The organism is Methanofollis tationis, assembly GCF_013377755.1.
Classification (GTDB): domain Archaea; phylum Halobacteriota; class Methanomicrobia; order Methanomicrobiales; family Methanofollaceae; genus Methanofollis; species Methanofollis tationis.
This window is the reverse complement of the sequence record NZ_JABXWR010000001.1, coordinates 202,522-223,153: the sequence shown is the minus strand read 5'-3', so window position 1 is coordinate 223,153 and position 20,632 is coordinate 202,522. Positions and strand designations below refer to the sequence as shown.

21 protein-coding genes and 1 pseudogene are annotated in these 20,632 nt (G+C 57.9%); 9 read left to right on the top strand and 13 right to left on the bottom strand.

The window, feature by feature from the left end:
* Nucleotide 1: 1 nt before the first annotated feature.
* The 6 genes from HWN36_RS01055 (at nucleotide 2) to HWN36_RS01030 (ending at nucleotide 4,834) form a co-directional block, all read left to right on the top strand.
* Nucleotides 2–715, top strand: a complete 714-nt coding sequence (locus HWN36_RS01055; RefSeq protein ID WP_176787481.1) for a DUF7504 family protein — start codon at nucleotides 2–4, stop codon at nucleotides 713–715.
* Nucleotides 712–1,884 (top strand): GTP-binding protein, encoded by a 1,173-nt coding sequence (locus tag HWN36_RS01050; protein ID WP_176787480.1) that lies wholly within the window; start codon nucleotides 712–714, stop codon nucleotides 1,882–1,884. Before HWN36_RS01055 ends, HWN36_RS01050 begins: the two co-directional genes overlap by 4 nt.
* A 6-nt stretch (nucleotides 1,885–1,890) precedes the next feature.
* Nucleotides 1,891–2,640: a diphthine synthase gene (gene dph5, locus HWN36_RS01045; RefSeq protein WP_176787479.1), complete on the top strand. Its 750-nt coding sequence runs from the start codon at nucleotides 1,891–1,893 to the stop codon at nucleotides 2,638–2,640.
* On the top strand, nucleotides 2,637–3,200 hold the full coding sequence (locus HWN36_RS01040; RefSeq protein ID WP_176787478.1) for a DUF357 domain-containing protein: 564 nt from the start codon (nucleotides 2,637–2,639) through the stop codon (nucleotides 3,198–3,200). Before dph5 ends, HWN36_RS01040 begins: the two co-directional genes overlap by 4 nt.
* A 116-nt stretch (nucleotides 3,201–3,316) precedes the next feature.
* Nucleotides 3,317–4,360: a lysylphosphatidylglycerol synthase transmembrane domain-containing protein gene (locus HWN36_RS01035; protein WP_176787477.1), complete on the top strand. Its 1,044-nt coding sequence runs from the start codon at nucleotides 3,317–3,319 to the stop codon at nucleotides 4,358–4,360.
* A gap of 24 nt (nucleotides 4,361–4,384) precedes the next feature.
* Complete coding sequence (locus HWN36_RS01030) at nucleotides 4,385–4,834, top strand: bifunctional nuclease family protein (RefSeq protein WP_176787476.1); 450 nt, start codon at nucleotides 4,385–4,387, stop codon at nucleotides 4,832–4,834.
* Nucleotides 4,835–4,844: 10 nt separating this feature from the next.
* Here the strand turns inward: HWN36_RS01030 and hisE are convergent, their stop codons facing one another.
* The 5 genes from hisE to HWN36_RS01005 form a co-directional block, all read right to left on the bottom strand.
* Complete coding sequence (gene hisE / locus HWN36_RS01025; RefSeq protein WP_004037966.1) at nucleotides 4,845–5,138, bottom strand: phosphoribosyl-ATP diphosphatase; 294 nt, start codon at nucleotides 5,136–5,138, stop codon at nucleotides 4,845–4,847.
* Nucleotides 5,135–5,587 (bottom strand): NusA-like transcription termination signal-binding factor, encoded by a 453-nt coding sequence (locus HWN36_RS01020; protein ID WP_176787475.1) that lies wholly within the window; start codon nucleotides 5,585–5,587, stop codon nucleotides 5,135–5,137. Before HWN36_RS01020 ends, hisE begins: the two co-directional genes overlap by 4 nt.
* A gap of 333 nt (nucleotides 5,588–5,920) precedes the next feature.
* On the bottom strand, nucleotides 5,921–6,586 hold the full coding sequence (locus HWN36_RS01015; protein ID WP_176787474.1) for an MBL fold metallo-hydrolase: 666 nt from the start codon (nucleotides 6,584–6,586) through the stop codon (nucleotides 5,921–5,923).
* 56 nt (nucleotides 6,587–6,642) lie between these two features.
* Nucleotides 6,643–7,371, bottom strand: a complete 729-nt coding sequence (locus HWN36_RS01010) for an SIMPL domain-containing protein (RefSeq protein WP_176789537.1) — start codon at nucleotides 7,369–7,371, stop codon at nucleotides 6,643–6,645.
* Nucleotides 7,372–7,826: 455 nt separating this feature from the next.
* Nucleotides 7,827–8,954: an IS256 family transposase gene (locus tag HWN36_RS01005; RefSeq protein ID WP_176787473.1), complete on the bottom strand. Its 1,128-nt coding sequence runs from the start codon at nucleotides 8,952–8,954 to the stop codon at nucleotides 7,827–7,829.
* A 187-nt stretch (nucleotides 8,955–9,141) separates the two neighbouring features.
* Here HWN36_RS01005 and HWN36_RS01000 point away from each other — a divergent pair, with 187 nt between their 5' ends.
* Nucleotides 9,142–9,348: a hypothetical protein gene (locus HWN36_RS01000; protein WP_176787472.1), complete on the top strand. Its 207-nt coding sequence runs from the start codon at nucleotides 9,142–9,144 to the stop codon at nucleotides 9,346–9,348.
* Here HWN36_RS01000 and HWN36_RS00995 read toward each other — a convergent pair.
* The 5 genes from HWN36_RS00995 to HWN36_RS12205 are packed head-to-tail and all read right to left on the bottom strand — an operon-like array spanning nucleotide 9,342 to nucleotide 15,028.
* Nucleotides 9,342–10,451, bottom strand: a complete 1,110-nt coding sequence (locus HWN36_RS00995; protein ID WP_176787471.1) for a hypothetical protein — start codon at nucleotides 10,449–10,451, stop codon at nucleotides 9,342–9,344. The two genes, HWN36_RS01000 and HWN36_RS00995, sit on opposite strands and share 7 nt — an antisense overlap.
* A gap of 48 nt (nucleotides 10,452–10,499) precedes the next feature.
* Nucleotides 10,500–10,952, bottom strand: coding sequence for a peptide-methionine (R)-S-oxide reductase MsrB (gene msrB / locus HWN36_RS00990; protein ID WP_176787470.1), 453 nt, complete (start codon nucleotides 10,950–10,952; stop codon nucleotides 10,500–10,502).
* 37 nt (nucleotides 10,953–10,989) lie between these two features.
* A complete protein-coding gene (locus HWN36_RS00985) occupies nucleotides 10,990–11,427 on the bottom strand; it encodes an FKBP-type peptidyl-prolyl cis-trans isomerase (RefSeq protein WP_176787469.1) in 438 nt (145 codons plus the stop codon).
* Nucleotides 11,428–11,478: 51 nt separating this feature from the next.
* A complete protein-coding gene (locus HWN36_RS00980) occupies nucleotides 11,479–13,719 on the bottom strand; it encodes an efflux RND transporter permease subunit (RefSeq protein WP_176787468.1) in 2,241 nt (746 codons plus the stop codon).
* 25 nt (nucleotides 13,720–13,744) lie between these two features.
* Complete coding sequence (locus HWN36_RS12205) at nucleotides 13,745–15,028, bottom strand: NEW3 domain-containing protein (RefSeq protein ID WP_176787467.1); 1,284 nt, start codon at nucleotides 15,026–15,028, stop codon at nucleotides 13,745–13,747.
* A 244-nt stretch (nucleotides 15,029–15,272) separates the two neighbouring features.
* On the opposite strand from HWN36_RS12205, the gene HWN36_RS00970 reads away from it, so the two are divergent.
* Nucleotides 15,273–17,078 (top strand): PAS domain S-box protein, encoded by a 1,806-nt coding sequence (locus HWN36_RS00970; protein WP_176787466.1) that lies wholly within the window; start codon nucleotides 15,273–15,275, stop codon nucleotides 17,076–17,078.
* 18 nt (nucleotides 17,079–17,096) lie between these two features.
* On the opposite strand, the gene HWN36_RS00965 is transcribed toward HWN36_RS00970, so the two are convergent.
* Nucleotides 17,097–17,594, bottom strand: a complete 498-nt coding sequence (locus HWN36_RS00965; protein ID WP_176787465.1) for a metallophosphoesterase — start codon at nucleotides 17,592–17,594, stop codon at nucleotides 17,097–17,099.
* Between the two features lie 137 nt (nucleotides 17,595–17,731).
* A pseudogene (locus HWN36_RS00960) lies at nucleotides 17,732–18,609 on the bottom strand (IS5 family transposase).
* Between the two features lie 178 nt (nucleotides 18,610–18,787).
* Here HWN36_RS00960 and HWN36_RS00955 point away from each other — a divergent pair.
* Nucleotides 18,788–19,723, top strand: coding sequence for a PAS domain-containing protein (locus HWN36_RS00955; RefSeq protein WP_176787463.1), 936 nt, complete (start codon nucleotides 18,788–18,790; stop codon nucleotides 19,721–19,723).
* Here HWN36_RS00955 and HWN36_RS00950 read toward each other — a convergent pair.
* Nucleotides 19,618–20,562: an IS5 family transposase gene (locus HWN36_RS00950; protein WP_176787338.1), complete on the bottom strand. Its 945-nt coding sequence runs from the start codon at nucleotides 20,560–20,562 to the stop codon at nucleotides 19,618–19,620. The two genes, HWN36_RS00955 and HWN36_RS00950, sit on opposite strands and share 106 nt — an antisense overlap.
* Nucleotides 20,563–20,632 lie beyond the last annotated feature (70 nt).

Here is a 20,632-nt window from a genome sequence, read left to right as displayed (position 1 = left end):
GATGGACCCGTTCAGGACCGGCATCAGGAAGATCGATGAGAAGACGGGCGGCATTCTGCCCGGATCCAATCTCCTCCTTCTTGCGCCTCCGTTTGCCGATGCCGAACGGCTTGCCATGTACCTGGGGCAACCCGGCGACTCGGATTATACGGTCGTCATTTCCACCGATCAGGACGCGCAGGAGCTTGTGACGGCCTTTGGCCTTCCCGAGTCTGAGCGCGATCGCCTCTGGATCATCGATTGCATCACAAAGACCCTGGTCCCGGTCATCGCTGACGAAGATCAGGTGAAATATGTCGGGAGCCCGGTGGACCTGACCGGCATGGGGATCAAGTTTACGAAGATCCTCGACGGCATCCAGAGGGCGGAAGCGGCACAAAACGACCTCTCAGGCACGCCGAGAGTGCGCGTATGCATCCTTTCTCTCTCAAGTTTTCTGATCTATACCAGACTTGAGGTGATCTACCGCTTTTTCCATATCCTCTCTGCCAGGATCAGGCGGATGAACGGGATCGGCATTTATCTTCTCAATCCTGAGGGCGTCGACGAGAAGACGATCTCGACCCTGAAACAACTGATGAACGGCATGATCGAGGTGAAGGAGGATGCGGCCGATCCGACGGTGCGGATCCTCCGCTGCCAGATGATGAACGGGGAGTGCGTGCCTTCTGTCCGGTACCGCTTCTCAGGCAGCGACCTTGTGGAGGAGCCATGATCTATACCGGCATCACGGCTCTGGACGAGATGATCGGTGGGGGCGTACCGCGAGGAAAGCGGGTGCTCTTCTCCCTTGCGCCGGGTGTCGAGGGGCAGCAGTTCATGTTCAGCGCCCTGAAATGCGCGCACCGTATGGGGAAGCGCTGCCTTGTGGTCGTCCCGCACACCTCCGCCGAGGCTTTCCTCGCCGACCTCTCGGCAACACCCTATGGCATGGAGGCCGATGACCGGTTGATCTTCCTGGACTCGTTGTCGTTCGAGGAGATCGAAGCGAATTCCCGTACGCCCGAGGCCGAGTGTGCGGCCTGGAAAGAACAGATCGATACGATCTGCAGGAATGGCCCTATCAATGCGATCTTTCTCTACTGCAACCGCCTCTGTGATGAAATCGGGACGGAACATGCCCTCGCCCTCTTCTTCGGGCGGTCTCTGAAGGGGGGGGCGACGCTTTTTGTGGAGTATCTCAATCTCTATGACGAGGAGCATCTGGATGATCTGACGGCGTCCTGCCTCTTCGATCTTGTCCTCTCCATCGGCGAGGGCTATGGCAACATCCTTTTTTTCAACCATTTTATGGTCAGGCATGTGACCTGGACGTCCCTCCCGCCCCGCCAGATCCCCTATATGATCCGCGAAGACGGTTCTGTCGCGCCGCAGATCCCAAAAATCGTCGTCACCGGTCCGACTGATGCCGGGAAGACCACGTTTATCCAGACAGTCTCGGAAAACTGGGTATCTTCGGACAGGATAGGAATATCCGGGTCTGCGACAACGGTGGCGATGGATTTCGGTCATCCTCTGGTTTCCTGCCGGGGTTTCGAGATCACGCTTGTAGGGACCCCGGGGCAGGAGCACTTCGGTCCGATCATCACCCATCTGCTCACCAATGCGACCGGCGTGATCTTCGTCGTCGACGGCACGCGTGCTGAATCCCTGAGCCGGGGCCTGGATATCCTGGGAATGGTCAGGCGTATGAGGATCCCCTTTGTCGTTGCGGTGAACAAGAGAGAGCTGCCGGGCCAGATCTCAGATGCGACGCTGCGCACCCTGCTGCGCCTTTCGGAGCGCATCCCCCTCCACCACATCTCAGCCCTCAACAGGGAGGAGGCGATGGGCGTGATCGACGCTCTCATCATGCTTATTACACGTGAAACCTTTCTGGAGTAGGAGACGATGCTGACATTTATCGGGCTTGGCCTCTATGACGAGACAGATATTTCGATCAAAGGGCTCGACCGCATCAGGCGGTCTGACCATGTGTTTCTCGAATGCTACACCTCGGTGCTGACCGGGACGACGCCTGAACAGATGACCGAACTCTTCGGGAAGGAGGTCGGCATGCTCTACCGGGAGGACGTCGAAGGGCACCCTGAGACCTTTCTTGAACTGGCAAAGGAGTCCGACGTGGCGTTTCTCACGGCGGGCGACCCGATGGTATCGACCACGCATATCGACCTTCGTATCAGGGCCGCCGCAATGGGGATCAGGACAGAGATCGTCCATGGCGCCTCGATCGTGAGCGCGGTCTGCGGGCTGACCGGGCTGCAGAACTACCGTTTCGGCAAGTCCTGCTCTCTTCCGTTTCCCTATGGCAAATGGGCCCCCACGACACCGATCGAGGTAATCGAACAGAATATCGCCGACAAACTCCACACCCTCGTCTATCTTGACATCCAGCCTGACCGCTATATGCGCATCCCCGAAGCGGTCAGGATGCTCGAAGAGATGGCCGCGGCGCGGGGCGTCTCGATCCCGGTCTATGTCGGCGTGGCCAGAGCCGGGTCAGGCTCGCCCGTGGTGGCGGCCGGCACCGCCGCCGCTCTTGCCGGGGTGGACTTCGGCGGCCCCCTGCATATTCTGGTCGTGCCCGGCGACCTCCATCTGATGGAGCGCGAGTACCTCGAAACCTTCGCCGGGCTATGACGCCGCTTCTCGCCGCCCTTGCCGCCGCTCTCGATTCGATCGAGCCGCTCCCGCCTGAAGGGACTCCTCTCGGGGCGGTCTCGGCCGTCATTATGCGGATGGCCCGCTCTTATCTCTCTGATGGGATGGTTTTTTGTGAGCGGGGCGACGATGTCAACGCCCACGCAAGCGCCGCCTATGCATTCGGCTGGCTGGACGCCGGGTCATATATCGGCTTTTTTTCAGGTCTGAATGCTGAAGAGACTCGCTCCTTTGACGGTGCGATCCCGGAGGCGCAGCAGCATCGGCTCCTGGAGAAGACCGGCCGGTATGAACGCCTGCTCTGCGAGGCGACCTGCTCACTCTCGCCGGCGCCTGATCCCGAGACCCCGATGTATGCGGCGGCCGGGCATCTCCTCTTTGAGGGGCAGGGAGCCCTTGAACGCGGGAGAAGGCTCTCTGATGAGGGCAGAACCGCCGCTGCCCTCGGGTGGTTTTCCTATGGTTTTGGCTGGCTCGATGCAGGCGTGCAGGCCGGTCTTTTCTCTGTTGTCGGATCGCGGGAGATCTTTACGGTCTGATTGCCCGGCAACGCCTCTTTTTCCCGCTCTCAATCCTCAAAGGGTTTATAGTATGCTCTATAATCTTATGGAACAGAAAGTGCGTGCCGTCTGGATCAGGCATGCTCGAGGACTGCATGAAGAGGTCTCAATGGAAATGGCTCGGGGTCTCCCTCGGGTTCAGCAGTATTGTGCTCGCACTCGTCCTGTACTTTACCTTTGACGAGTCGACCATTGAGTACATCCTGAGACTCAATCCCTGGTACCTCGCCCTTGCCCTTGCCGGGCATGTTGTCGCCCTCGGCTTCTGGGCGCTGCGCCTGAAGACGATGTCCCGCTCCCTCGGGTATACCGTCGGCTTCCTCCACTGTCTCAATGCCGTCTTTGCAAACCTGCTCATCGCCGCCATCACCCCCTCGCAGGCCGGGGGCGAACCGATCAGGATCCATGAACTCTACCGTGCCGGCGTCAGACTCGGCGATGCCACCGGGGTGGTGATCATGGAGCGGATCCTGGACGGCGCCGTGCTCGTCGGCATCAGCATGATCACCATGCTCCTCCTCGGCCAGCAGTGGCAGAGCATCGCCCCGGGCATGGCGGCGTTCATATACATCTCCTGGGGTCTGATCGCCGTTCTGGTCCTGTTCTTCATATACTCGGTGAAGAAACCCGGGGTGCTCAAGGGTCTCCTCCACCGGATATCGCTCTGGCTCGACCGCAGAAAACGCCGCCGCAACGTCGAGAAACTGAACGCCCTTCTCGACCGCATCGACGCCGAGGTGGACAATTTTCATGGGAGCCTCGCCCGTTTTGTGAGCCATGGAATCGCCGGACTGATCTGGGGGACGTTCTGCACCGTGATGTTCTGGTGCATTGAGTTTGCGATCGCCTCGGTGATCCTGATGGGTCTGGGATCGCAGCCGTTCTTTGTCGAGTCGTTCATCGCCCAGATCATCATCGCCCTTTTGATGATGGTCCCCCTGACCCCGGGCGGTTCGGGGATCGCCGAGGTCCTGGCCACCTCGCTCTACGGCATTTTTGTGACCTCCTCGGTTCTCGGCGTGTTTGTGCTGCTGTGGCGGATGGTCTTTTATTATTTCAATATCGTTCTCGGGCTTGCGGCGAGCGTCGGTATCCTCAGGCGCGAGGTGGTGAGGACCGACCGTCGCCGCAACCCTTAACTCCCATGAGGATATCTCCTACCTATGGCTGCCGTGGATGCGGTTGTTCGGGGAGTCTTTTTCACCGCTGCGTCGGGAGGAGCGGTTCCTGCTGTTCTGCTCGATCTTTCCAGCGGCAGGTCGCTTCCGATTTATATCGGTCTATGGGAAGCGATCTCAATAAACAACGCACTGAATCACGATCTTCTCCCGAGGCCGGGTACGCATGACCTTTTTGTGGCCATGCTCGATTCCTTCGGGATCAGGGTGACCGGCCTCCTGATCGACGACCTGAGAGACGGCGTTTTTTACGGGCGGCTCATCTCGGTCAGGAGCGATACCGAGGAAAGCCTGGACTGCCGGCCGAGCGACGGGATCGCCATCGCTCTTCGCTCAGGCGCCCCGATCAGCGTGGACCTTGAGGTGGCCGAACAGGCAGGGGTGGATGAGGGATCCCTCCCTGACTGCGTCGATCTCGCCACCTATCTCTCCTGAAGAAAAAGGGTTATTTTCGCCGCGCCGCCAGCTCGGTGAGGATCTCCTCGAACTCGATGCCGGCCGCCCTGAGGGCGATCATGAAGTGAAAGAGGACGTCCGCGCCCTCCTCGATGGTCCGCTGGTCCACGCCGTTCTTGACGGCAAGGATAAACTCGGTCGCCTCCTCTCCGAATTTTTCGAGGGACTTGTCGATCCCTTTCCGGTGGGTGAGAACAGAACTCACGTAGGAGTCGGGGGAGGGGTGGTCGGCCCGATCATTGATGGTCGTCCAGAGTTCTTCGATCATTTCTATGTCCTTCATGCTTCGCTCGCCTCCTCGTGTGCCAGCACGACATCGCCGATTTCATGGCCAAAGAAACGTTTTACCAGTAACCTGGCCTTCTCTATAGTGCTCCCCCCTTTGCCGATAGCGATCCCGAGGTCACTTCTTTTTCCGACGACGACATTGATTTTACCTCCTGGTTCCGCCTCCAGGGATGTCAGCACCTCGGCAGGCCTGAAGATGTTTGCAATGAATGTTTTCTCGTCCTCGGCGTACTCGACCATCTCGATCCTTCTTCCCAGGACTTTCTGCATCTTTCTGATATTTTCACCCTTTTTGCCGATGGCGAGGCCCATATCGCCGGGCTTAATTACATAGATCACGCGGTCGAACCGCTCGTCGATGAGGCAGTCCACTGCTACCGATTTGGTGAGGATCCGCAGCTCCTCGATATATCTCCTCTCTTTAAAGCCGATATTTCTGTACATTTCAATATCCCTTTTTATTACGTTTAAGACGCCTTTTTTTCAGGTTTCATGTATGCGCTCGAAACGCTGTTTCATGAGCGATGTGAATATCTATGCGTTAATCTGTGGTTACTCTGTCAGGTATTCTATATAGTATGTGCAGGTTCGGAAAAAAAGGTTGGCAGGATTTCCCTACAGGTATCTCTGCACTGGCAGGACATTATGAATGAGGGTTGGATGGAGTCGAAATGGCATGGGGTCGGTGATATCCCGACGAAGGGTGAGGTTCGGCCGCCCGCCGGATACCACTGGACCGACATATATTTTTATATTATATATATATTCCGGTGCTGTTCAGGGCAGGATATGTTGTATGCCCGCGCCTCCTGGGTGGATCCTCCCGCTGTTCTCCTTCACGATGACCTCCAGGTCCTCGGTGCAGTGAGAGGGGGCAAGATAGGCGAGAGTTTTCAGCGCCGCACGGTCGGCTTCAGATATGGTGTGGAATCCTCCTATCGCCCCAAAGACCGGTCCGTGCCCTTTGACAATCTCGATGATCCTGCTGATGTGAGGGTGTGCGCAGCCCGCGACGATCAGGAAGCCCTCTGGTGTGCTGATGGCGAGGGACTGCTCGGGTATGGAACCGCCGCACGGGCCTGTCGATGCGATGCCGTCTTCTATCTCCCGCCACTCTCCGGTGACCGTTGCTCTGGCCTGTTCCCTGATGGCGGCCAGTTTCTCCTCTGAAAACCCGGCCGGGACGAAGACCTCGAGGTCGGGATTTTTTCCGAGGACGGCGGAGATTCCGCCGACGTGGTCCCAGTGGTCATGGGAGAGGACGAGCGTTTTGATCTCTGCCAGATCGATGTCGAGCGTCCTGAGGTTTGCGGCGAGCACCGCAGCGTCCCCGCCGGTGTCGAAGAGCAGCGATGCTTCGGGGATATAGCAGGAAAACCCTTTTGCAGGGGTGAGGGCCGGATCGAAGGGGATGTTGTTGTAGGTCTCGATGATCGTATACATCGAGAAGAGAAGTTCCTGGCCCTGAATAATGGTATCGTTTGAGGAAAAAAAAGGGTTCACCGGCAGAGGTAGGTGATGCTCACCGATGCCGTGACTTTCACCTCGCCGGACTCGATCGGGGTACGCGCCGCCCCGCCCATCTCCATGGTGTCGGCCTTGAGGTAACTGCTGTACATCGGGACATAGGTGCTCCCGATCGAGATGTCTTTGACGCCGGTGACGGTCACGCCTGCTGCTGCGGCGACGACGTCGGCATCGGTGCGAGCCTGTCCGACGGCTCTGGTGAGGGCTTCACCCCTGAACTGCTGCTCTTTTTCCGGGCTGAGCGTGAAGTAGAGGCTGTTTACCCTGTTTGCACCGTTTGCAACGGCAATGTCGATAATTTCTCCTGCCCTGGTGACGTCGGCGAGGGTCACCTGCAGGGTGTTGGTGACATGGTAGATCGTCTTCTGGCTGCCGAAGGGTCTGTCGCCCTCAGACGTCTCTGCCCAGATGTTGTAACCGGTGGTCTTCATGTCTTCGGCGGCGATGCCGGCCGCCTTGAGGGCGCTGTTCACGGTGTCCATGATCTGTGCGTTTACTGCCTGGGCGACCTTCGGATCGGTGTCCTGGGTCTCGACGGCAAAGGAGATTACGGCGCGGTCAGGGGTGGTGGTGATCTCGCCGGTCCCTGATGCGTGGATCAAACGCTCGTCGGTGGTGTCTGTGGCGGCACTGGCGCTCCAGACGCCTGCGGCCAGCAGCACCATCAGAGCGGCGCAGAGAATGAGTGTTCTGGTTCTCATGGTTATCATGTTGTATTCTGCTTGCACTATACAAATATCTTCTCTTGACTTCAAAATAATTCGCAGTTATTGTGGCTCTGATTGTTAATACGGGTGATTATATGCGTTTTTATTCGGTGTGCTCTCCCGATGAAGAGCGAGTGCCCTGATCGTTCTGGAGATGCGGACTACCCCGCACCTGGTGGCCCTGGTCTCCCTGCCCGATTCTGATGAAGGTACCCCGGGTTCTGCCCGGGCGAATCCCTATATTTGTGTCGGCGGCAGGAGATCTGATGGTTTTTTCTTTCGTTCCCGGGGTTTTTGCCCGTCCCGCCCTGCTGCCATACAAAAACCTTAATGATGCGGAAAATTCGAGATGTACATGGGAAATATGGCGAGAAAATCACGCTCGATGGCTGGTGCCGGTAGTGTTTCAGATCTTCTGTAATTCGTCTGAGCCCTGTCTCCTTGTTTGATCATTCCCCCTCCATCGTCAAATATCTTCTGCCGGTCACCCACTCCTCATTGATGTCCATCAGGATGGATCCTGCCAGCCTGAGGAGTGACTCTTCATTGGGAAAGGCCCCTACAACTTTGGTTCTCCGTTTCAGTTCCTTGTTGACTCTTTCCATCATGTTCGTCGTTCGGATCCGCTTTGCGTGCTCTTTCGGGAACGCCGTGTAACTCATAAGTCCCGGGATGAATCTCTCGATCGTATTGGCCGCTTTCCGATATCCTCGTTCGTTCAGATCATCTGCAAGCTGCTGAAGTCTTTCCTCGTCCCCATATGCCTCCTTCAAGGACTCAGCAACTTCTTTCTGATGTTTCCGTGGAATATTCTTTAAAACCGCCCGGGTGCAATGGACCGAGCACATCTGCCACGATGCGCCGAGGAAGGCGGCTTCCGCCGCCTTCTGGATCCCGGCATGACCATCTGAGACAACCATCTTGACACCCACCAATCCTCGTTCTTTGAGGTCTTCGAACAATCCCGACCAGAACATCTCATTTTCACAATCAGTGATTCTAGCTCCCAGGATTTCCCGGTAGCCATCCATTCGAACACCGGCGATCACCAGAAGAGCTTTGGTGATGTAGCGTGGTCCCTCTCTGACTTTGTAGTACGAAGCATCCACAAAGAGATAGGGAATCTCCTGTTCAATAGGCCTCTGAAGGAATGCATGGACCTGTTCATCGAGGTCCTTTGCTATCCTGGATACTGAAGCAGGAGAGAGTTGTTCGATGCCAAAATGAGCAACAATCTCCTGGATCCGGCGGGTTGAGACTCCCTGAAGGTAGGATTCAAAGATAGCATTCTCAAGAGCCTTCTCAACCCGGGAATAGCGTCCAAATACCTGTGTTTCGAAGGGGAACTCTCGGAATTGTGGTTTCTGGAGGATCGTTTCTCCATATCGGGTTTTTAGAGAGCGCTTCTTGTAGCCGTTTCGGTGAGCATTCCGCGCATCGGTTCGTTCATACTGCTCGGCTCCCGCCTGGTGGAGGGCTTCGAGCAGCATCACCTGGTTGAGGAACCAGGTGATGAGGGTCTTCATGCCATTCTCATTATCGGAAAGATAATCTTCGATTAACGCTAAGGGATCCATGGCCCTGTTTCTCCTTTCTGCAAATCTAGGTTGGATTCAGGGCCAAATTATTTTTACAGAAGATTCGTTACACTGTCCTGGTGCCGGTGTCTCCTCCTGCGAAACGACGGCCGGGGATGACGGCCGCATTGGGGGAGGGGAGCCTGTCCGGCGTGAGGTGTGCGAACTCTGCGGTGACCTTTATGCGGTGACCGCCGGGGAGGGTGTGATCACCGGACTCTGTCCGGCATGCCGCCGGAAGGCGGTGCGGATCTGTCCGTACTGCGAACGGCCCTATCGGACCGATGCATGGCCGCACGACTTCTGCCCCGAGTGCTATGAGGAGCAGGAGTGGCGGCAGGGCGCTGAGGGCGACGAATGCGAAGATAATTTCGACCGTCTGGACGACTACTGATCGGGCGCCTTCTTTTTTTCCTGGGGCGTGAAGACCAGCCTCAGGTTTGGAAGGATGATATATACGGTGAATGCGCCGCCCAGGCGGTGACGTTCGGGCTGGTACATACTCAGCCGCATGAACTGCCGCTTGAGTTCGTCCAGATCCTCACATACGTCAGCTCCCTCCTCGGCCGCTCTCTTTTCAAGGGCTTGTGCAGCCGGGAGCATCTGGTTTTTGAGGATGTTCTGGCGCCCCCTGATGACGCCGGTCAGAAGGATCTGCGAATATTTCCCCTGCAGGTAGCGCACGGTGAAGATCTGGGCCAGCAGAAGCGGGACCACCGGCAGGAAGATCTGGAGCAGGCTGATCCCTTCGAGGTCCATGAGTCGATTGAAGGTCATCCCGGGCAGGAGCATGGCGGCGACGACCAGGGTGCCGGCGATGGCGGCGCCGACACCGATGATCAGGAGGATCGTCACCGCCGACCTGATCCCGCCCCTGATCCCGGCGCTCACGTCATGGCGCAGGTCGATGACGCTCCTGAAAAAGCCCGGCGAGTAGGGTTTCATCCGCCAGATTGCTGCATAAAATGCGATGATCGCAAGGGACTGGACCGCCACCAGCAGGGCGACCCTGAGCCCGAACCTGCCGGTCGCCGCGCCTGCAAGGGCGATGACAATGTCGACCGAGTAGATCAGCCAGAACGCCGGGGCGAGGGGCTGGCTGTTGATGAAGAAGAGGTTCCAGAATACTTCGGCGATACCGCTGGTGTTGGAGGTGACGGTCCCCTTTAACGCTCCGATCTCCTTCAGCTTCCGGGTGTAGGCCAGAATCTCCTCCTTATTCGGGAGCGGCGACCCGCTCCAGCCGGAGGGGATGAACATCACGAACGGGTTGACCATGTAGAGGAGGAAACTCGCGACGATCCAGAAGAGGAAAAAATCCGGGAGGATGAGGGCGGGGATGAGGATCGCCATCGCCGCACCAGTGAGGACGATGCGCTCGACCATCCCGGTCTTCAGGTTTTCATTGAGGGTATTTTCATAGGTTTCAGTCTGCCCGAGCGCCTCTGTGATCATGGTGCAGAACGATCTCACCTCGCCGGTGCAGCCTGCTTGCATGCCAGAAAAGAGGCGCATGTTTCCGGATAAGTGTTTCCATCCACCTTTTCACTCATCCGGGGAGAAAGAGAGGGCTGCCGAGTTCATGCAGTAGCGCATCCCGGTCGGCGGGGGGCCGTCGTTGAAGACGTGTCCGAGATGGGCATCGCACCGGGCGCAGAGCACCTCGGTTCTGAGCATGCCAGATCCCCTGTCGGTCCGCGTCCTGATATTGAGGCCTGAGACCGGCGAGGTGAAACTGGGCCAGCCGGTGCCTGAGTCGAATTTGTCCCGCGATGAGAAGAGGTCGGTCCCGCAGCAGACGCAGCGGTAGATCCCTGCCTCATGATGGTCGTGGTATTTCCCGGTGAATGGCGGCTCGGTGCCGGCCTGCCGTGCCACCCTGTATGCCCCGGGCGAGAGGCGCCTTTTCCACTCTTCGTCGCTTTTGCGGCAGGGCTTGACCTCGATCGTCTCGCCGGTCCCGGCGATGAAGATCCTGATCTGCTCAACATGGTTCATGCGTCCCCCTCCGCGTTTTCGGGGATAAGCGTTTGCTTCACCCGCTCTTCTGCCTGCAGATCTCCACGAGGGTGATCGCAAAGGTCAGGTCTTTTCCTGCAAGGGGGTGGTTTGCATCCACGGTGACCGTCTTCCTATCGGCCTTCAGCACGGTGACAAGGGTGGACGTCCCGCCCTTCAGGCTGATGCGTGCGGTACCGCCGGGCACCGGCTCTTCAGGGAGATGGAGATCCCGACGCTTCAGCCTGAAGACGAGGTTCTTCCTGTAGGGGCCGTAGGCCCTCTCCGCGGGGAGGACGACCTTCTTTGTCTCGCCCGGGGCCATGCCGACAAGCGCCTCCTCGAAGGCCTGGTTGATCTCCCCGGCCCCGATGGTGACCTGCCGCGGCTCTTCTGGCCGGTCGAAGATGGTGCCGTCCTCAAGGGTGCCGGTGTAGATGACCGCGACGGTGTCGCCTGTTCCTGCCCGATCCATGCAGACAGGGTGCAGCGGGGAGAGACATAAAAGGTTGGGAAAAAAAGGGTTTCAGGTGGAGAGCGCGGCCTTTTCTGCTGCAGGTGCTGCACCTCTCTCTTTTCCGGTGAGGGCCAGGATTGCCGGCATGATGATGATCGCCCCGGCCAGGGAGAAGGCGACCGAGATCACGGTGAGCACCCCGAAGTTGCTGATGATCCCGAATGCCGAGAGCATCAGGGCCGAGAAACCGAAGACGGTCGTCAGCCCGGAGACGGTGATCGCCGTCCCTATCTTCTGTACGCTCTGCCTGATCGCTTCGAGCAGCGGGGCTCCGTTTGCCTGCTCTTCGTAGCACCGCTCCATGATCAGGATCGTGTACTCCGAGGCCACGCCGATGGTCATCGAACCGAGTGTGGCCGTCATCGGCGTGTAATCGATGCCGAGCACGTACATGATCAGGGCGTTCCAGCCGACGATGAGGGCGATGGGCACGAGCGGTGTTACGGCCTTTTTGATCCGGCGATAGACCAGGAAGAGGAAGCCGAAGATCATCGCAAAGCCCAGCAGGGTCATCGTCGTCTTGCCCCCCCTGATCTCCTGGATCAGGTTCGTAAACATCTCGCCCTCCCCTGTGATCGTGGCGGTGATCCCGGGCGGAGGCGCGATCCATGCGATGTCCTGCTGCATCTTCTCGATGAAGGACATCCCGACATCGTTCTCCATTGCGATCGTGGAAAACTCGATCAGCGCCATGGAGTTCCCGCTCAGGTAGCGGTCGCGCCTCGCTTCGGGTATGCGGGCGAGAGCACGGTCGACCTCCGCGTCGCTCTGCGGCATTTTTCCGTCGTTATACTGCAGGATCTCGTCCACGATGGAGTGTGAACCCGTGATGCGGTAGTCCCGCTCCTCGTATTCCTGGAACGCTCTTATCCAGGCGAGGCCGTCGATGGTGGCAACGCCGTCTCCCCGGACAAAGATCGGCGTGGACGAGGACGGCCCCATCACCCGCGTGACCTTGTCGAGGTCGACCTTGGCGGGCATGCCGGGCGGCACGAAGGTCTTCTCGTTGGTGTTCACCTTGATGAACCCGTCGACCTGCATGCCGCCGAAGGCGATGAGGGCGCACGCGATCAGCACCGGCACCGGATGACGGGCGACTTTTCCCACAAGGGCTCCGATGGCGGCATCGTAGCGCTCCACCATGCCCGGGCCGCGGCCGGCCGGCACCTCGACCGGGCGATAGTGCACGATCGTCGCGAAGGTCGGGACGATCAGGATCGCTGCGATGTAGCAGGAGAAGACGCCGATGACGCAGACCTGTCCGAAACTCCGGATCATCGGCAGGGGCGAGATCCACATCGCAATGAATCCCATGGAGGTGGCGAGCATCGCATAGAGGATCGAGGGCCCGGACTTCGTGATCGTCGTCCTGATCGCCACGGGGAGGGGCGAGGTCCGCACCTCCTCGTCAAGGCGGGAGTGGAACTGGATTGCATAGTCGATCCCGATGCCGATGAGCACCGGGAAGGCGGCGATGGTGACCATGCTGATCTTCATGCCGGCGAGTCCCATTACCCCGAAGGTGAGGATGAGCCCGGAAGCGACGATGCCCACGGAGAGGAGGCGGTAACGGACGCTGCCAAAGAGGATGCCAACAGCGATGACCATCAGGACCATCGCTGCAAGGATCAGGGTGCCCATCGATGCCCCCATCTCGTCTGACATCTGCTGGGAGAAGGCGGCGTTGCCCGTGATCTTTACCGAGACGCCGGGGGGTGCCCAGGAGTGCTCGCAGATCGATGCGATCGCATTGATGATGCCGAACTCAGAGGACTCTGAGAGGCCGGGCTCAAGGGTGATCACGCCGATGGTCATCATCTGCGACGGGACCATGGAGGAGAGCACGCTCTCAGGCACCTGTTCCCCGGCCCGGCTGATCTCTGCCCGGGATCGTGGCAGCGTCCCGCCATTCGCCCCGGTCAGGACGTCGGCGATCGTGCTGACGCTGCTCACGTAACGCTCGTTCCTGATGTCGTCCCCGAGTATGGCGAGATATTCGAGCACGTCCGGGGAGAGGACGTCATCCCCTTCCACCAGGAGCATGATGGTGCTGGACTGGAAGGTGTCGGCGTACTGGTTGAGGAGGATGGATCGGCCTGTGTCCTTATCGACATAGGTGTCGGTGCCCGTCTCCATGCTCGTCAGCGTTGTCCCGTAGAAGGCGATTATAACTGCACAGATAATTATTCCGGCAACGAGGGCAGGTCTGCGGTTGATCGCCGCTGCCACCCCTTCATACGGGGATATCATCTATTTTTCCCTCTCTTCACCTGCATCAGGGCCTCCTGCGCAGGCGGAAGGTCCAGGCGCCGTAGCCGATGCAGCCCAGAAGGGAGAGGCCCAGCAGGGCCGGGAGCAGCGGGAGATCGCCGCCTGTCTGCCTGACTTCGATGTCCACCTTCATGGTGTCGGAGACCTGCGTGTTGCCGAGGGCGTCGCGGTACCTGACCTCGGCGTCGAGGCCATAGATCTTCTCCGTCGCTCCGGCATCAACGCTCACGGTGAAGCGTGCGCTTTTGCTTTCGCCGGGTGCGATCTCCCCGAGGTATGCGGTATCGTCATCGCTCGTAAAGGGGTCTACGGCGCTGACCCTGGCCTGGGCGCTGTGCGCGGTGGCGCTGCCCGTGTTTTTGAATGTGACGTCCAGCACTGCCTTCTGGCCTGGCGCTACCGGTGCAGGCGATGCCACGACTGCGAAATCGATCTTTCCGCCGACCGGGATCCCGATCGTCACGCCGTCTGCCGTGGCGGTCTGGTGGTCGCTGTTCTCGTATTCGAGGAGGATGGTGAGCGGATAGGTCTGTGCCTCTGCGCCTTTTGAAACCGACGCCTTGAAGGTGGCCTCGGCTTCCTGACCGGGCATGAGATCTCCGATGAAGACCGAATCATCGGTCGGTATCACCGGTGACATGCCCGAGCGGGCGATCTTCAGGACGGCCGCATGTGCAGTTTCAAAGCCGTTGTTTCTCACCTTGAGATGGACAAAGCCCTCGGTGCCGACGTTGAGGGATTCGACCCCGACATCGGAGACGGCGATCGTCACGATCTCTTTCACCCTGATCTCGAGCTGGAGAGTCTCGGTCTTTTCGGCCCAGGAATAGGTGGTGAGATCGCTGCCCTGCTGATCGGTGGCGTACAGGCGGGTGTAGGTGACCTGAAGCGGAAGGGAGTATACTCCTGGCTCTGCGTCTCTTTCGACCTTGAGCACAAAGGATGCCGGTGCTGTCGCACCGCCGGCGATGTCGCCGATCATCTGGGGATCGGTCTTCACCCTGACCGGGGTATCTCCCGGTAGCAGGGCGACGCTCGTGAGCCTGGCCGTATTCGGCAGTACGTCGCCGTTGATGATCCCTGGCTGAACGATCTTGACCGTGTTGAGGCCGCTGTTCTCGATCATGACCGTGATCTGACGTTCATCCCCGGGCTCAAACTCGTTCGACCCTGCGATCGCTGCTGAGAGTTTGGGCTCGCCATAGAGGTATTTTTCACCCGCCGAGGCCGGGGTTATGATACACCCTGCGAGCAGGGCGATCGCGGTCATGAGGGTTGCCGCACGCACCGCTGTCGCTCTCCGCCTGGAGAAAAGGTTGGATATTCCGGTATTGTGTTGAATCATCGATATGCTCCGGATCTCTCGGCCGCCCCGGGGGCAGCCCGTATGATCACGGATGCGATTATAGTATTTAAATATATGTGGTATTTGTTCCCATTAGTTGTTTCAATCAATTGATTCATATGATGGACTCCCATGGTTGTTTCCGATAGGTGCAGTATTAAATATCCGGGCTGACAACGCTGTGTATATGGACGCGTATCGGGAAGAGTTCGCACGTATCAAGGATCTCCTGAAGAAAAACCCGCAGGGGATGAGTGTTACCGAGATCGCGCGCGAGCTGGATCGCAACAAGCATTCGGTGGGGCGGTACCTCGATATTCTCAATGCCCTCGGGGATGTCGAGATGCGGACCTATGGGATGGCCAAGGTGTACTCTCTTTCCTGCCGCGTTCCGTTTTCGGCCTTTCTCTCTACTCTCGGCGATGCGTTCTTTGTGCTCGATGGAGACCGGCGGATCAGCCAGGCAAACGCCATTTTTTTTGACCTGATCGGCCTTGAAAAAGGGGAGGTGATCGGCAGATCGCTCTCCTACCTTGAGGTGCCTCGTCCTGATGTACAGGAGGTGCTCGCCGTTATCGCGGAGCATATCGGTGGGGTGGAGCAGATCTTTGATGTTGCGCTCGGTACGGGTGAGGAGAGGAGGGACTTTACGGTTCGTGTCATACCGACGCTCTTCGATGACGGGAGCAATGGGTCTGCGGTGATCGCCGTCGATGTCACCGAAAAAATGCGCGCATACCGCGCCCTGGAAGAAAGCGAGAGAAAATACCGGGAACTGGTCGAAAATGCCAATTCCATCATTCTGAAGATGGATACCCGGGGAAATATCGTCTTTTTCAATGAATTTGCCGAACAGTTCTTCGGCTACCGGAAGGAAGAGGTTCTCGGCAAAAATGTGATCGGCACCATTGTGCCGCCCACCGAGGCCTCGGGGCGGGACCTGCGCGGGCTGATCCGGAGAATATGTGCGGGGAACGGCAACTATTCCTCGAACGAGAATGCCAATATCACAAAAGACGGCCATACGGTCTGGATCCGCTGGACAAATCGGTCGATCGAGGATCGCGATGGGAATCTGGTCGGTGTTCTCTCTGTCGGGAACGATATCACCGATCGCAAGATGATGGAGGAGGAGCTCGCCGCAAAGGCGTCCGAGCTCGAGAGGCGAGTGGGGGAGTTGAGGTGCCTGTTTGCGATGTCTGATCTCGTCGGGACGGACCGGCCCCTCTCTGAGGTTTTGCAGGTGGTTGTTGACCTGGTCCCCGGGGCGATGAGGTGGCCTGATCGTGCGGCGGCCCGGATCACCCTGCGGGGGAAGGTCTGCTCCACTGCCGGTTTTGACGGTTCGGGCAGCGGGATTTCCTCTCCGATCGTTGTCGGCGGTGTTCAGGAGGGCTCTGTGGAGGCTGCATATCCCGGGCATGCCCCTTCGGGTGGGGACACGCCTTTTGATGACGATGAACTCAAGTTGATCCAGACGATCGCTGACCGCCTGGGCTGGATGATCGGGTGGATGGATGCCGAGCGCGCTCTTGTGGCCGAGCGGGATTTTGCCAGTGCGGTCCTCGATACGGTCGGTGCAGCCGTGGTCGTGCTCGATCCCGAGGGAAGGATCCTGCGTCTCAACCGGGCCGGCGAGGAGATGTCCGGCCATCTCGCCGCGCAGGCGGTCGGCAAAATGTTCTGGGATCTCTTTGTCTTCCCTGAGGAGGCAGAGCGGGTGAAAGAAGTGTTTTCTGCCTCGCTCGAGGGGAGTGATCATGGCCGGGTAGGAATACGATCGGGCAGATCGTGGCATGCGGGGGATGGCACCGCCCGGTATATCGACTGGTCGCATATGGTGCTCCGCACCGCAGACGGTGCGGTCGAGTACATGATCGTCACCGGAATCGATGTCACCCGGGAGAAAACAGCAGCTGAGAACCTTCGGCGATGCCAGGCGCTCCTCGACCGTCTTCTGGAGGCGCCGGACAGCAAGGGGCTCGAGGGATGATCGTCGATCGGGCCGGTATTACAGGCGGATCAGGCGGGTTTCTTTTCGTTCTGTGTCAAGCAGGACCGCCGTGGCGATTCCGCTCAGGTATCCGCAGGCCTCGCCCGGATTGATCGCAAGCGTCCGGCCGTATCGGCCGATCAGCGGGCGGTGGGTGTGACCGGTGACAAGCACATCGAGGGTGCCTCCATCGAGGAGGGAGATATGGGGTCCGGCGTTGCTGCCATGGAGCAGCCCGAAGGTGAGGCCGCCGGCCTCGAACTCTGCGACGTCGCCTCGAATGTCCACCCGACCGGTCTCGGCAGCAGTCTTTGCAAGCAGGGCCCGGTCCCCGTCATTGTTCCCGAAAACGCCGACAACATCAGCATTAAAATCGTTCATCGCCCTGAGCGCGAAGGGGGCGACGAAGTCGCCGGCGTGAAGGATGAGTTCGACGTTCTCCCTGTTGAGCGCTCTGACGGCCCGTCTGATCATGGGCAGGCAGTCGTGGGTATCTGCGATGATGCCGACGAGCATATGTCCCCCCTATGAGCTATGGGGATGATAGGTTTTTCCCTCTCGTCCCTTTTCCCGGTCGGCGGTATCATGTCGCTTATGCTGTGTTGCATAACTCTCTCCTGTACTCTTCCTCCCTCTTTTCTCCGCCGTCTCGCTCACTTCACCATTGTAAGCAGCATATTGTAGCAGTTCATTTTCATCTTCACCTCCCGGATCATTCCCTCCTTCGAAGTCGCCCTCACCGTTTCGCCGAATATTCGTTTTCCACTGGAAAACACTCCTTCAGCCTTCCATCTCATCCCATAGTCGATATCCTGTGCCCACTCTCTATATCCCCCCAATCGTACTCGCTCCCGTACGCATTCGGCGCGATAGGGCGATCCGGTGGATCTGGTCGCTGCATCTGTTCGCGTCTTGATTCCCGATAGGATCCCGCGTTTTTCGAGCGTATTGAAGATCTCGTTCCGGTCATAGGCCCCATCTGCAAGAAGACGGCGTATGGTATGCTCCCTGCCACAGTGCTGCTGGACCTGATCCAGGAGGGGAATACACCGTGCATCATCCTGAACCGATTCGTCGGTGACCTCTAGACCAAGGATCTGATTGGTTTCGATGTCGATCATCGCATGGACCTTGATCCATCCGCGCCGGACCCTCCACTTCTCCCGCATCCATTCCCCGCGGTTGGTGACTTTGATCCCGGTGCTATCGACAGCAATGATGACATTGCGTGAGAGGATCGTTGGATCAACCCGAAGGGAGATATCAAGACGCTTGATCCGGCGGAAAAGGGTTGTATAATCTGCTGAAACAAGGGAAGGAATAAAGATAGAGAGTTTCCGGGTAAAACCCTCCATCTGGCGATAGGGCATCTGCAGGAAGACGTGAATGAAAGCCATCCAGGTGATGAAGGGTTCGGGATAGTGAAAAGGACGACCGGGCTTGCCGGTGTTCATCCGGGAAACGAGATCAGTCCAGTGGTCGATGAAATCAAGGGAGAGGTAGAATTCGCCGCGGCGAACCAGACGTTCATTATATATACTCCAATCACGAGTGTCGGTGTACGGACGGCCCCATCGTTTGTTCTTTGGCATGAGGGAATGACGGGGCCTCCGGCATATTCTATCTTTGGGTGCGGTAGTGGCACTTATGCAACACAGCAGTCGCTTAAAAATTTATTTAATCTATTGGGTGGAAAATTCCTTCCATATATGGCCCCGCATCAGAAAGGTGCAGTCCGGACATGTGGAATCCCGCTCGATGGGGGTGAAAGAACGCCGCCGAGAAGGCCCCTGTTGCCCGAAACCGGGACATCTCCCCTCGCCGATCTCCTTGATGATGGCATCTGCCTCATCGACGCCGGGGGGCGGGTCCGCTGGATCAATCGGGCGCTGGAAGAATTCTTCGGTGTTGGCAGGGACACGGTCGAGGGTATGCCGATCGCCGACTTTCTGGTGCAGGTGGTCTCGCCAGCGCTCATAGAGCCTCAGGGCGGCATTCCAAAAGATTTCCACCATGCATCTCCTCCCTCCGACCTTCTGGAGATCAGGATTGCCTCCCACCTTGAGGGCCCCCTCTGGATAGAATACTCGGGCAGGCCCTTTCCTGGAGAAGACGGTCGTGTCTGGAGGATGGATCTGTTCAGGCGGATCAACCGCTGGAAAGTTGCCGAGCATCATTTCATGGAGAGCGAAGAGCGATACCGCCTTCTCTTCAACAAAGGAAATGATGCCGTTCTTGTCTTTTCCCTCTCTGCTGATCGTGTCCCTGACCGTTTGCTCGAAGTCAATGATATTGCATGCAGCCGGTTTGGCTATACCCGGCAGGAACTCCTGGAACTCTCTCCGCTCAGCCTCGTCCCATCAGACATGATCGGTGCCGTCCTCAGGATCCTCAAAAGAGGACTTCGATCAACCCCCTCATTTTTCAAAAGATCGGTCTTCACCCCCCGATTCCTCGTTGAATTCCCGCGATTTTTACGTCACACCTCTCAATTCACTTTATTATCCCTCCTTTTTCTCTCACGAAAGATAGCTACCGCTCAAGCAGTCTGTCGTTCAATTGTCAGCAGTTGTTTCAGGTTGAATGAAAGACACGAGAAGAGACATTTGACATGCGCTCGTGCGCAGGTTGTCACCCGGACATAACCTGCACGAAATTCCGTTTTGATCACGGCAAAGGGTCGCTCCACCAGGGATCGCGTCCTGCTGATTGCCTTGTTTCTGCGTTTCTCCTTGAGGGAAAGCGGATGATTTCGGACGGCGCGGTGCATGGTCTTGTCCATGGATGCTCGGGGCTTCACGCCGAAATATCCCTTGTCCCGGTAGACCGTCTCCCCCTTCTCTGAGAGGTCGATCTGGCTGTCGTGGAGAGCAGCGGTCGTTGTTGTGATCCGTCTGATGAGTTGATGATCTTTGTCCAGGAGAATATGGAGTTTGTATCCGAAATACGATTTCGAACCCTTCTTCGTCCAGGTGCCATCGCGGCTTCGCCGCGTTTTTGCCTGGTCTCCGCGAGGGGTATCTGCACGCGCATGACCGGGATCTGAGGTGATGAAACTTGCGTCCTGGATCACGCCTCGCCGGATCGTCAATCCTTTCTGGTCGATCTGACGTTGCAACTCCCCCCAGATGGCCGTATCTTTTCCCGTTGCGATCAGGCGTTCGCGGAAGAGCCAGATCGTCGAATTATCAGGGATTTTTGTCGGGTACCCGAGAAAGTGGCGGAAAGAAAGGCGATCATATGCTTCACGTTCGAGCTGCGGATCAGAAAGACCATACCACTGCTGAAGAACGAGAAGTTTGATCATGAAGACAACATCATAGTTCGGACGGCCGCCTTTTCCCTCGTCATTTGTGTACAGATCAGAAAGGAGGGGGCGGAAGGCATCCCAGTCGATCAAAGAGGAGACTTCACCCAGGGTGTTCCCGAGTTCAGATAGTTTGGCATATTCGTCCCGAATTGCAAAATTGAAGAATGTGCTCATTGAAAAAGGATCGATCCGAGAATACATAGTACTTTCGGAGGGAGGTATTTCGAAATCCTCAAAAGTCTGA